General features: G+C 32.4%; 13 protein-coding genes. 2 read left to right on the forward strand and 11 right to left on the reverse strand.

All coding sequences use genetic code 11. From position 1 onward, the window contains the following. Positions 1 to 67: 67 nt before the first annotated feature. On the reverse strand, positions 68 to 1,726 hold the full coding sequence (fakA, locus tag NST35_RS07895; protein ID WP_002457384.1) for a fatty acid kinase catalytic subunit FakA: 1,659 nt from the start codon (positions 1,724 to 1,726) through the stop codon (positions 68 to 70). Positions 1,727 to 1,740: 14 nt separating this feature from the next. Further along, positions 1,741 to 2,115 (reverse strand): Asp23/Gls24 family envelope stress response protein, encoded by a 375-nt coding sequence (locus NST35_RS07900; RefSeq protein ID WP_001830156.1) that lies wholly within the window; start codon positions 2,113 to 2,115, stop codon positions 1,741 to 1,743. A gap of 357 nt (positions 2,116 to 2,472) precedes the next feature. Here NST35_RS07900 and rpmB point away from each other — a divergent pair, with 357 nt between their 5' ends. Beyond that, positions 2,473 to 2,661, forward strand: coding sequence for a 50S ribosomal protein L28 (gene rpmB, locus NST35_RS07905; protein WP_001830107.1), 189 nt, complete (start codon positions 2,473 to 2,475; stop codon positions 2,659 to 2,661). A gap of 83 nt (positions 2,662 to 2,744) precedes the next feature. Here the strand turns inward: rpmB and NST35_RS07910 are convergent, their stop codons facing one another. From NST35_RS07910 to NST35_RS07950, 9 genes are all read right to left on the reverse strand, one after another. Continuing rightward, positions 2,745 to 3,380 (reverse strand): thiamine diphosphokinase, encoded by a 636-nt coding sequence (locus tag NST35_RS07910; RefSeq protein ID WP_002446263.1) that lies wholly within the window; start codon positions 3,378 to 3,380, stop codon positions 2,745 to 2,747. A 4-nt stretch (positions 3,381 to 3,384) separates the two neighbouring features. Then, entirely contained in the window at positions 3,385 to 4,029 is a 645-nt protein-coding gene (rpe, locus tag NST35_RS07915) for a ribulose-phosphate 3-epimerase (protein ID WP_002446262.1), read from the reverse strand. Then, positions 4,030 to 4,905, reverse strand: coding sequence for a ribosome small subunit-dependent GTPase A (gene rsgA, locus NST35_RS07920; protein WP_002486277.1), 876 nt, complete (start codon positions 4,903 to 4,905; stop codon positions 4,030 to 4,032). Positions 4,906 to 5,213: 308 nt separating this feature from the next. After that, positions 5,214 to 7,214 carry a Stk1 family PASTA domain-containing Ser/Thr kinase gene (gene pknB, locus NST35_RS07925; protein WP_002486274.1) on the reverse strand — a complete coding sequence of 667 codons (2,001 nt, stop codon included), beginning with the start codon at positions 7,212 to 7,214 and terminating at the stop codon, positions 5,214 to 5,216. Next, positions 7,211 to 7,954 (reverse strand): Stp1/IreP family PP2C-type Ser/Thr phosphatase, encoded by a 744-nt coding sequence (locus NST35_RS07930; protein ID WP_002446259.1) that lies wholly within the window; start codon positions 7,952 to 7,954, stop codon positions 7,211 to 7,213. Before NST35_RS07930 ends, pknB begins: the two co-directional genes overlap by 4 nt. A gap of 6 nt (positions 7,955 to 7,960) precedes the next feature. Next, positions 7,961 to 9,055, reverse strand: a complete 1,095-nt coding sequence (rlmN, locus tag NST35_RS07935; RefSeq protein ID WP_340747294.1) for a 23S rRNA (adenine(2503)-C(2))-methyltransferase RlmN — start codon at positions 9,053 to 9,055, stop codon at positions 7,961 to 7,963. 2 nt (positions 9,056 to 9,057) lie between these two features. Next, on the reverse strand, positions 9,058 to 10,365 hold the full coding sequence (rsmB, locus tag NST35_RS07940) for a 16S rRNA (cytosine(967)-C(5))-methyltransferase RsmB (RefSeq protein ID WP_002446257.1): 1,308 nt from the start codon (positions 10,363 to 10,365) through the stop codon (positions 9,058 to 9,060). Then, positions 10,362 to 11,294, reverse strand: a complete 933-nt coding sequence (gene fmt, locus NST35_RS07945) for a methionyl-tRNA formyltransferase (protein WP_002446256.1) — start codon at positions 11,292 to 11,294, stop codon at positions 10,362 to 10,364. The genes rsmB and fmt overlap by 4 nt, the downstream gene beginning before the upstream one ends. Next, positions 11,287 to 11,775: a peptide deformylase gene (locus NST35_RS07950; RefSeq protein ID WP_001830064.1), complete on the reverse strand. Its 489-nt coding sequence runs from the start codon at positions 11,773 to 11,775 to the stop codon at positions 11,287 to 11,289. Before NST35_RS07950 ends, fmt begins: the two co-directional genes overlap by 8 nt. A gap of 221 nt (positions 11,776 to 11,996) precedes the next feature. On the opposite strand from NST35_RS07950, the gene NST35_RS07955 reads away from it, so the two are divergent. Further along, positions 11,997 to 12,200, forward strand: a complete 204-nt coding sequence (locus NST35_RS07955) for a TM2 domain-containing protein (RefSeq protein ID WP_001830141.1) — start codon at positions 11,997 to 11,999, stop codon at positions 12,198 to 12,200. Positions 12,201 to 12,225: the final 25 nt, after the last annotated feature.

The following is a 12,225-nucleotide window of genomic DNA, read 5'->3' on the forward strand; positions in this document are numbered from 1 at the left end:
ATTAGTGATTTAAATTCACTAACCGTTATTCCGACTATTTATTATCAAAAGGTAAATAGTATTTCATTTATTCTACTGCGAAGAAATACTGATAAATAGGCTGTCCACCTTCGTGTTGTTCTACTTCTACATCAGGGTACTCCGATTCAATCCAATCAATGATTTGGTTTGTAATTGAATTATCGGCATCTTCGCCTGAAATCATTGTTAAAATTTCGCTATCTTCATTAAGTAGTTTGCTGAGTAGACCTTTAACTGCATGAAATTGATTAAAGTCACTTATCACAATTTTATCTTCAGCTAGACCCATGAATTCATCTTTCTTGATTTCAATACCGTCTATTTTAGTATCTCTAACTGCAAAAGTAATTGAACCAGATTGAACAGTTTCCAAAGCATCATTCATGTGGCTTTTATTATCTTCTAAATTAGATTCTTGATCATATTGGAATAAGGCTGATATTCCCTGTGGAATCGATTTAGTAGGAATCACTACAGTTTCAGCTTCTACTATACTAGCCGCTTGTTCACTGGCCATCATAATATTTTTATTGTTTGGTAAGATAATTGCACGTTTACATTTTGATTGTTCAATAACCTTAACTATATCTTCAGTAGAAGGGTTCATTGTTTGCCCACCACTAATAATGTGCGTTGCTCCCATAGATTTAAATAATTCAGCAATACCATCGCCTACAGAAATTGTAACAATGGCTGTTTCAACTGTTTTGGATTCATTAGTTGCTTTATTTTGAATTCCATCTTGTTCCTTACGAATAACTTCACGATGTTGTTCACGCATGTTTTCTACTTTAAGTTTAATTAACTCACCATATTTTTGACCATAATTAAATACATCACCCGGATGTTCTGTATGTACGTGCACTTTAACAATTTCATCATCATTAATTACTAATAACGAATCACCGAATTCACTCATATCATTACGAAATTCTTGCTCGTCAAATGCTTTTTTATTTTTACCAAATCGAACCATCATTTCCGTACAATAACCGTAAACAATGTCCTCTGTATTAATAACCCCATGAAAATCATGATCGTCATTAACAAATGATTCAGTATCAAGTTTAGGTGCTTGTGCTTCTACTTTTTCGCCTTTGAGACCCTTTAAGAAGCCTTCATAAACGCATAATAAACCTTTACCACCACTATCAACAACGCCTACTTCTTTAAGTACTGCTAATAAATTAGGCGTATTATCTAAAGACTCGCTTGCAGCTTCAATCACGTGTACCATTAAATCAACGCAATCTTCAGCTTGATCCACGTAATCCATTGCGGCTTTTGCTGCATCTTTGGCTACTGTTAAAATCGTCCCCTCTACCGGTTTCATAACTGCCTTATAAGCTGTTTCAACTCCAGCTTGAAAACTCTCAGCAAACTGTTGCACGCTTATTTCTTTTTCTCCTTCAATATTCTTACAAAAACCTCTGAATAATTGAGAAAGAATAACACCTGAATTACCACGAGCTCCCATAAGTAATCCTTTTGAAAATGTTTTACCTAACTCTCCAATATTTTGAGATAAATTATTTTCGACTTCCTCACGACCAGAAGTAATAGTTAAATTCATATTTGTCCCTGTATCTCCATCTGGAACAGGATAGACGTTTAATGAATCCACTAAGTCTGCATTATTTGATAAATTTTGTGCCCCTTGTATAATCATATCGGCAAATAATTTACCATTTATTTTGCTAATCATTTCACGTTGTCCTCCTAAACCTTTTTCACTGTCTCATTTACACGTACACCTTGTACGAAAATATTTATTGAATTTACTTTCACATTTAGTGTTTTTTCTAAAGTATATTTAACAGTTGATTGAAGATTGCTTGCTACTTCAGAAATTTTCACACCATAGCTCACGATGATATACATATCTACATCAATAATTCCGTTGTCTTCTCTAACTTTAATGCCTTTAGCATAGTTATCGTGTCCAAGGATTTCAGCGATACCATCTCTAACTTGTTGTCTTGATGCCATACCAACAATTCCATAACTTTCAACGGCTTTGCCACCAACTACTGATGCAATTACATCATTTGAAATATCAATTTTACCGTAGTCATTTGAAATTTCTAATGTCATATCTGTTCCTCCTGAAAATTTCAGAATTTTATTTTTAAAGCGTTGTGCCTAGGTTATTTTATTAATGCCTTAAATACTTTAAAAATCAAATCATTGTTGATGCTTTAAATTAATAAAATTTGTATTTTTAAAAATTAGGTTTACTTTGTTTGTAAATTTATCTAATTAATTTAACTGTTTCTTTACAGTATCATACTATATAACTCCACATCACACAATTATAGCATAATAAATTGCATTTTATTGTAATTTTTATAATTTATAAAAGTCTTTATTGCCGACAATCTCATTATGTGTTATCTTATTAAAGTATATAAGTAGTAGTGTGTATTTATATTTATTAAAGGAGGTACTTTCATGGGTAAACAATGTTTCGTAACAGGTCGTAAAGCTTCGACTGGTAATCATCGTTCACACGCTTTAAATGCGAATAAACGCAGATGGAACGCTAACCTTCAAAAAGTTAGAATCCTTGTAGACGGCAAACCTAAGAAAGTTTGGGTTTCTGCACGTGCTTTAAAATCTGGTAAAGTTACTAGAGTTTAATAAATATAATGCACATAATAAAAATATCCTTATGTGGAGGATAAATTTTAAGACCTTAAAGGTGAGCCCTTTAAGGTCTTTTTTTAGTCACGACTACGTATTTTTAAAATTGATCCTTGTTCAACTCGAATGATTGCTTCATTATCCATTACCTCATTTGAAATTGTGAGTGTAGAGCCTAAATTTAAGTGTTCTTGATTTAAATTATATTTGAACCCCTGTAAAGTTAATATAGCTTTATCGTTGAGAGGGATAAACGATATATATGGATAATTACTATCTCTGTTGATTACATACTTACCTTCACCTAATAATTGAATATGATTTTGTTGATCAATGACTTTTATTTTTATAGACTGATGTAAGTATTGAGGTTTTTGTAAAATTTGAAGCACACCCATAAAGTGATCTAACCGACCGCCTGTTGCACCATAAATAGTAATTTCTGTGTATCCTCTTTCAACTGCTTGAGCTACTCCTAAAGCTAAATCAGTATCATCTTTTTCAGCTTCAACCGGTTCGATATGAAGATTTTGCATCAACATCAAACGTTCTTCGTCATTCACTGAGTCAAAATCACCTACAGAAAATATAGGTTGAATACCTTGTTTTACGAGTATAAGCGCACCTCTATCAATACCTGCCCAATTAGAATCTTTTTCTTTTTCGAAAATATGATTAGGTAACAAACGCTGAGAACATAATAAATTAATCTTCACATTATCATTCCTTTAATAAAGATGTTACTTTTGCATAATCCTCTTGTTTAAAGAAGTATGAACCAGTGACTAACATTGTAGCACCCTGTTCTACACATCGTTTACTCGTTTGATCGTTAATTCCTCCATCTACCTCAATATCAAAAGTTAAATGATTTTCATGTTTGAGTTGATTTAATTGCTCAATCTTAGTCACGCATTGTTCTATGAATGTTTGTCCGCCAAAACCAGGATTTACAGTCATTACTAAAACATAATCAACAATACTCAATATAGGTAAAATTGTTTCTACAGATGTTCCGGGATTGATGACGACACCTGCTTTTTTCCCTAATTGTTTAATTTGTTCAATTGCCCTATGTATATGTGTTGTCGCCTCAACATGGACTGAAATCATATCAGCACCATGTTCAGCAAAAAGATTAATATAATTTTCAGGTTGTTCAATCATTAAATGAACATCTATTGGCAAATGAGATTGTTGTCTAACAGCATCCAATATTGGAATACCAATTGAAATATTAGGGACAAATTTACCGTCCATCACATCAAAGTGTAATCCGTCTACCTTGGCTGCTTCTAACAATTGAAGTTCTTCTTTTAAATTTAAAAAATCTATAGATAAAAGTGATGGTAAAATTTTAACCATTTAGTATCGAACCTTTCTATTGGAAATTTCATTATATAATTGCTGATAATGATCATATCTAAATTGTGGAATTTCTCCTTTTTCAACGAGTGTCTTAACATGACACTGTGGTTCTTTTATATGATTACAATTACGAAACTTACATTGCTCTCCTGCTTCATGAATATCTATAAAAAAATCTTTTAGTTGCTCTTTTTCAATATGATTAAAATCTAACGCGCTAAACCCCGGTGTATCAGCGATGTAACCACCTTTTCTATCGTATAATTCGACATGTCTTGTAGTGTGTTTACCCCTATTCAATGACTTAGAAATATCATTAGTTTCTAATTTCAACTGAGGCTGATAACTATTTAAAAAAGTAGATTTCCCCACTCCAGATTGGCCACTTAATACTATTAAACCGTCAGACCATTCATCAACAGTAGCAGTATAATTACTATCTTTTCCAATAAACTGCGTAGCATATCCTATTTTTTGATATAGTTTTATTGTATCTTTGATTTTTAGAATTTCTTGTTCAGAAGCTATATCATGTTTAGTGATTAAAATTCTAGGTTTGAGATGATAAGAATGAGCAATCACTAAATAGCGATCTAATAATTGTGTTGAAAATTCAGGCTCGACTGCACTCATTACTATCACTAACTCGTCAATATTACTTACTGGTGGTCGTTTTAGTTCATTATTTCGGTCATGTACATGATGAATATAGCCCTCTTTCGTATTTTGAACTTCAAAATCTACGATATCGCCCACCACAGGTGAAAACTTCTTTTTTCTGAATAAACCACGTGGTTTGGTATCAAATCTCTCACCTTCTACATCTACTTGATACACACCACTGATTAGTTTAACGATTCGACCAGTCTTCAAAAAGACACCTCTCATTTATGTTTTATTATTCATATTATATCAAAATACTAGTACTTATAATATAACAACTCAATTCAAGCTCATTATTTACTTACTAGTATATTGTTTTCAATAAATTTTTAAAGACAAATTGTCTCACATTAATAAAACGAGCCTGCAACATATGTATTCATATGTACAGACTCTTCATCTTTTTTAAGAATTTTTTCATTTTAATTAGATAATCATTCAAAATTATCTCTATTATAATCATCATTGAAAAGTTACACTACAAATTTATTATCTACTTCCCATTAGTTGTTACTCATTTAGCCATCATAGCTCACATCTTTATCAGCTACAATTTTATTATCAACTCTTATGGTGTAGCCAGCGTCACTTCCTTTTTTAATTTTTAAAGGAATATTAATTGTCTTATCACTTTTAATATTAAACGTTTGAACTGCTGAATCACCTTTGTTATCAATATCACGAATAAATACTTCTACTTTTTGACTTTTATTTTTTTTACCGGTATACGGTACTTTAACAGTCTCATTTTTAGTCGTTGTATCCTTGTCCTCATCATCATCTTCATCAGACTTTTCTCCTTTAGAAACTACTAATAGTATAGTAGAACCTTCATCAACAGTTTTATCCTTTGGAGATTGAGAAATGACATTACCTTTTTCGACATCATCGTTGTTTTCTTTTGTCACTTGAACTTTAAATCCTTTATCTTCAAGTTCTTTTTTTGCTGACTCGTATGACTTATTTTCATAATTGTTGACATATACTTGTCGAACACCTAATGATTCATAAATTGTAATATGATGATTATTAACGGAAACTTCACTATTAGCTACAACACTTTGTTCAGAAATTAATCCTTTTTCATATGTTTGACTATAAGCTTGCTCAACGTGAATATCTTTAAATCCGATAGCCTTTAATTTTTTTAGCGCATCATTTTTCGACATACCTAAAACATTTGGCATCTTAACCTTCTCTGGTCCTTTGGATAGAACGATATCAATTCTATCCCCTTGTTCGACGCGTTCTCCACTATCTGGATTTGTTTTAATAATTTGGTTTTCAGGATATTTATCACTATAATTTCTTGATATGTCACCTACTTTTAGATGATGACTATCTAATACCTTTTCAGCTTGTTTTTCAGTTTTCCCTTTAAGATCAGGCATTTCTTCATATTTATTTCCAAAAACAGCCATAGCTACAAAAGAAAATAAACCAATTAATAATATTACAAAAATGATTGATAAAATTGCAATTTTCATTTTAGAACGTTTTTTGTCGCTTTTTTGATAATAACGTGGTTCAGACGATTGAAATTCTTGTTGTTTTATTGAATCATTAACAATAGGTATTTGCATGGTTTTATTAAGGTCATTTTGATTTTGTTCATCATAGATTTTATGATTCAAATCATCTTTAGTGAGTGGTACAGTTTTAGTTTTATCTAGTTCGTATTTTTCTTCATTCAAACGATTCTCATGTAACGCACTTGTTAAATCGTCACACATTTCTTGAACAGTATGATAGCGATGATATTTATCTTTCTCTGTTGCACGTAAAACGACATTACTCAATGATTGAGGTACATCATCTCTTTTATCCGTTGTAATATTTGGGATGCTATCTTGAATATGCTTTATAGCAATACTCACTGCAGTCTCTCCATTGAATGGTGGCTCTCCAACTAACATCTCATATAATACAATACCAATTGAATATATGTCAGTACTTTCATCAGTAGCTTCGCCTTTAGCCTGTTCAGGTGATAAATATTGAACGGTTCCTAGAACATGATTCGTTTGAGTCAGCGACGTTTCACTCAATGCTTTAGCAATACCAAAATCAAAAATTTGTAATTTTTTATTCTTATCAATTAATATATTCTGTGGTTTAATATCTCGATGAACAATTCTCATGTCATGCGCATGTTTGATTCCACTCAAAATTTGTTCTGTAAACTGAATAGCAGTTTCTACACTAAGTGGACCATGACTGTGTATATATTCCGCTAAAGTAGGACCTTCTATGTATTCCATAACAATATAAAAACAATCATCTTCCTCATCTACATCAATCATACTGACTATATTCTCATGAGAAAGTTGAGAAGAATTATGTACTTCTCTTTCAAAACGTTTAAATGTCTCTTCTTTTTCACTTGGAGGAATCGAAATCGCTTTAATAGCAACTTTTCTGTTAAGTATTGAATCTTCAGCTAAGTAGACAATACTCATCCCACCACCACCGAGTTTATCGGTTATAGTATAGCGTTCATTTATGACTTTACCTATCATACTTTATCACCTTCTAACTTTAAAAGGATAAAGCTGACATTATCTTTTGAATCATGAGCAAGCGCTAAGTCCAATAACTCATTACCATGTACGTCTAATGAACTATTTGAACTTAGTAATTCTTGGATTTCATAATCTCTGACATAATCAGTAAGTCCGTCAGAGTTCAAAAGAAGATAATCATAAAAATGAGTTCTCTTGATAAACAAATCTGGAGAAACACGTTTATCTGTTCCCATGACTTTAGTAATAATATTACGTTGTGGATGATGAAATGCTTCATCTTTAGTAATTTGCCCCGTCATTACTAAGTGATTAACAAATGAATGGTCGCTCGTAATTTGATCCATCTGTCTCTGATTAATTACATAAGCGCGCGAATCTCCTACATTTGCTACAACAACTTGTTTATCATAAATGATGGCACAAACGAGCGTTGTACCCATACCTCTGTACTCTTCATTTTCTTGAGCATAGTTGTACAGCTGAAAATTGATTTCTTTAATGTTCGAACGCAACCACGATTCAGCACGATTTATTTCAATTAGATTTTCTTCTTCAAAACGCTTTTGAAGTTCATAAGTGACAAACTGACTAGCTATTTCTCCAGCTTGATGTCCACCCATGCCATCGCATAATACTAGCATTTGTTGCTGTGTTTGATTGTAAAATATACCGCCAGCGTCCTCGTTTTTCTCACGATGTTGCCCAGTATCAGTGAAAAATTGTGCGTTTAACATATGTCTTTACCTCGTTTCTACTTGTCGTTCCTTCGCTCTTAATTGTCCACATGCAGCATCAATATCTGACCCTTGCTCACGTCTAATTGTAGCATTAATTCCTAATCTCTTTAATTCCTTCTCGAATTTAAAAATATCATCTTTTGGTGTCTTTACATAATTTCTTTCAGGGACATGGTTAACTGGTATTAAATTAACGTGGCAATTGAGATCCTTAATTAAATGTGCCAAATCCCTCGCATGTTCAAGTTGGTCATTAACACCACCAAATAATCCATATTCAAAAGTAACACGGCGATTTGTCTTTTCTTGATAATAACGAATAGCTTCCATTAACTTATCAACATTATAAGCACGATTGATAGGCATTAATCTTGATCTTATTTCGTCTTTAGCGCCATGAAGACTCACAGCAAAATTTATTTGTATATCTTCTTCGGCAAAATCATAAATTCTTGGAATAATTCCTGATGTAGATACAGTAATATGACGTGCACCAATATTTAAACTGTTATCATCATTAACAATTCTTAAGAAATCCATCATTTCATCGTAATTCTCGAAAGGTTCACCTATGCCCATAATGACAATTTGTGATACACGCTCATTCGTTTCGTCTAGTGCCTTTTGTACAGTTAATACTTGGGAGACAATCTCTCCTGCTTCTAAATTACGCTTTAATCCGCCCAAAGTAGAAGCACAAAACGTACAACCAATTCTACATCCTACTTGTGTTGTAACACAGACAGAATTTCCATATTCATGTCTCATTAAAACAGTTTCAATAGTATAATCATCTTGTAATTCAAATAAAAACTTGATTGTTCCATCTTTGCTTTCTTGTTTAACAACAGTGGTCAATGTCGTCATTGCAAAATGATCTTTAAGAATTTGACGTAACTCTTTAGACAGGTTAGTCATTTCATCAATAGTATTTACACGCTTTTGGTATAACCATTCAAAAATTTGTTTTGCTCTAAATTTTTGTTGTCCATGATCAATAAGCCATTGTTGCATCTCGTCATACCTTAAGGAGTAGATTGATTGTTTTTCGAAATTAGGCAAGAATTTGTTTTTCTTCTTTTTTTCTGCAGTTATCATTTCTAACTTTCCTTTCTTTTTATCTTGCTAATAAAGAATCCATCAGAATTAAAATCTTGTGGAAGTATCTGTAACGTTTTAACTTGTTCACCAGTTACTGGATTTTGGATTGGTTCAAATTCAAAATCTTTATGTCTCTTTAAAAAAGTATAGATGACATTTTCGTTTTCCATTTGTTCTATTGTACATGTTGAATACACTATTGTACCACCAGGTTTAATATTATCTTTAACATTTTCTAAAATTTGTAATTGTAATTCTACTAAAGACTTAATACTATTTTGTGATTGACTATATTTAATTTCAGGTTTGTGTCTAAGAACACCTAAACCACTACACGGTGCATCAACAAGAATCTTATCATACATTTTATCGTATACTTCTGTGGCATCATGTTGAAAAGCCTTGATATTATTCAATTTCAATTTTTTAATATTTTGTTTAATAAGATTTATTTTATGTTCATGAATATCTGTTGCATCGACGTGACCTTCTGGTGACAGAATTTCTGCCATATGACAAGCTTTACCACCAGGTGCGCTACACGCATCTAAAACTTTATCATCACGCCCTAGGTTCATTACATAAGCTACCATCATTGAACTTTTATCTTGAATAGAGATATAACCTTCTTTAAAAGCGTTTGAATTAACCACAGGCAAGCCTGATATATGAAGACAAAATGGTAACATATCGTCTTTTTTAACATGGTAACCTTCCTGTTCTAACTTAGAGATAATTGAATCAATAGAACCACGAGATATATTGGCACGCACGGTTGTAGCTACAGGCTCTAAAAAAGATTGTGCAATGTTTTCAGTTTTTTCTATTCCAAAATGCGTCACCCAATGATCAACAATCCATTTGGGAAGACTGTATTGAATTGCAATTCTTTTTTTAGTATCATCTATATCTTCAAAGCTTGGTAATTCAGTGCGCATTACTGTTCGTAATATACCATTGACTATATTCCCTGTGTGATAGCCACCGCGTTTCTTTGCTATATCTACCGCTTCATGAATAATAGCATGGTTAGGTATTTTATCTAAATATAAATATTGATATAAACTCATCCACAGTAATTGTCGTACCCATGATTTGATTTTAGTTTTGATAAAAGGCTTAAGTAGATAATCTAATGTGTATTTTCTTTTTAGTGTTCCATATACTAATTCTGTGAACAAATTTTTATCTACTGTATTAATGTTATTTGTAGATAGAACCTCATTAATTTTTAAATTACTATAAGCACCTTTATTTAAGACGTCATTGATTGTTTCTAATGCATATGTTCGCACTGATTTCATCATAATAGAACTTTCCCAACTAACGACTCTTGTACACCACTTAAATAATCAGTAACTTTCATGCGTTTTTTTCCTGCAGGTTGAATCTCAGTAAGTGCGATCGCATCATCAGAACCAGTAGCTATGATGAGTTCATGCTTAGTAGCTTCAATAATTGTTCCTGGATTACCTTTTTTCCCTTTCACAATGAAAGCGCTAAATAATTTGAGATTCTTTTCGTTCATAGTTGTATAAGCTACTGGCCAAGGAGATAGTCCTCTAATATGGTTATGAATTGCTTGTGCACTCATATTCCAATCAATTCTCTCGTCTTCACGACGAATATTAGATGCAAATGTTGCAAGTGCATCATCTTGGGGGATGCTGTCATTGGTATTATCAATGATACTAGGAAGTGTCTTCTTTAATAATTCGGCACCTAAAAAGCTTAATTTATCATGCATTGTACCAACATTATCTTCTTCTTCAATACGAATTGATTGTTGCGAGATGATATTACCTGCATCAAGTTTTTTAACCATATACATAATCGTGATTCCAGTTTCTTCCTCACCATCAATGATAGCCTGATGTATAGGTGCTCCTCCTCTATACTTAGGTAACAATGATGCATGGACGTTAATAGCTCCTAATTTAGGTGCATTGAGTAAGGACTCTGGTAATAGTTGACCGAACGCAGCCGTTACTATTAAATCTGATTCTAAAGAAAGTAACACGTCTAATTCTTGAGAATCTTTAAGTTTTTCAGGCTGGTATACCGGTATTTGATGCTTTGTAGCTACTCTTTTTACTGGTGGTGGTGTCATCACTTTCTTACGTCCTACTGGTCTATCAGGTTGTGTCACTACAGCGATAACTTCATGCTCAGCAATTAACATCTCTAAAACTTTCGTTGAAAAATCAGGTGTTCCCATAAAAATGATTTTACTCATTGTCAAAATACGCCTCCACTTCAGTTTCATTTAATATATGATGTGCTCTTTTGGTAAATTGAATTCCATTAAGATGATCAATCATATGTAAAATCATGCGTGCGATATCATCATATGCAGTTAATTCAACTGCATTTCCATTGATATCATAGCTTTGTACAGTGATCATTTTGCTACGTTTAACTTCTCCATATATATGAGGTAAACTGATTGAGCCTTCTAAGTCAGAAACAGTCTCTTGAGATTGACTTTTAACGACAGGATTAATAAGTTGTAATAACCCTTCTTGTTCCATATCGATGAGTGCAACACTTTGATCTACTCCAATTTGAGGTGCACTAATTGCAGCGGCTTCCTCATGATATAATGTATCTTCCAAATCTTCCAATAACACTTTTAGTTTTTGATCATACGTGCTTACAGGTTGAATCGTTTTATTCAAAATAGGATGTGTTGATTTTACTAATTTCTTTACAGTCATCACTTAGGCTCCTCATTAAAATTCATCATATCATTATAACTTACTTAGTATGAAATTGCGACCTTTCAAAGTAAGCTTATATCTTTATCTCCTCTTCGTTCACCTCATACTTTAGAATGAAATATCAAAGTTATAAAGTAAAACAATTGCTTAATTTTGATTAAATTATAAAATAAGAAATGTAAGATATATAAAGCATTATGCTAAAGGAGTTGATATAAATGGAAGTTAATAAAGTCATTTATATTTTATTAGCAGTCTTTCTTGGTAGTTTTGGCATCCATAAATTTTATGCTGGCAAACCAATTCAAGGATTATTGCATATTCTATTTTGTTGGACTGCTATCCCGCATGTGTTAGCAATTATTAGTGCAGTTTTAACATTATTCAAACCTGCCGATGCTAACGGGAATGTCAGAATGTAAATCAATTGAATATCCATATGGCGCA

The sequence above is a fragment of the Staphylococcus sp. FSL W8-0304 genome (assembly GCF_038006565.1).
GTDB lineage: Bacteria > Bacillota > Bacilli > Staphylococcales > Staphylococcaceae > Staphylococcus > Staphylococcus epidermidis.

What these genes read in the sequence shown, in the direction of transcription:
- fakA (WP_002457384.1), bottom strand. Translation starts at nt 1,726, where the DNA reads ATGATTAGCAAAATAAATGGTAAATTATTTGCCGATATGATTATACAA.
- NST35_RS07900 (WP_001830156.1), bottom strand. Translation starts at nt 2,115, where the DNA reads ATGACATTAGAAATTTCAAATGACTACGGTAAAATTGATATTTCAAAT.
- rpmB (WP_001830107.1), top strand. Translation starts at nt 2,473, where the DNA reads ATGGGTAAACAATGTTTCGTAACAGGTCGTAAAGCTTCGACTGGTAAT.
- rpe (WP_002446262.1), bottom strand. Translation starts at nt 4,029, where the DNA reads ATGGTTAAAATTTTACCATCACTTTTATCTATAGATTTTTTAAATTTA.
- pknB (WP_002486274.1), bottom strand. Translation starts at nt 7,214, where the DNA reads ATGATAGGTAAAGTCATAAATGAACGCTATACTATAACCGATAAACTC.
- NST35_RS07930 (WP_002446259.1), bottom strand. Translation starts at nt 7,954, where the DNA reads ATGTTAAACGCACAATTTTTCACTGATACTGGGCAACATCGTGAGAAA.
- rlmN (WP_340747294.1), bottom strand. Translation starts at nt 9,055, where the DNA reads ATGATAACTGCAGAAAAAAAGAAGAAAAACAAATTCTTGCCTAATTTC.
- rsmB (WP_002446257.1), bottom strand. Translation starts at nt 10,365, where the DNA reads ATGATGAAATCAGTGCGAACATATGCATTAGAAACAATCAATGACGTC.
- fmt (WP_002446256.1), bottom strand. Translation starts at nt 11,294, where the DNA reads ATGAGTAAAATCATTTTTATGGGAACACCTGATTTTTCAACGAAAGTT.
- NST35_RS07950 (WP_001830064.1), bottom strand. Translation starts at nt 11,775, where the DNA reads ATGACTGTAAAGAAATTAGTAAAATCAACACATCCTATTTTGAATAAA.
- NST35_RS07955 (WP_001830141.1), top strand. Translation starts at nt 11,997, where the DNA reads ATGGAAGTTAATAAAGTCATTTATATTTTATTAGCAGTCTTTCTTGGT.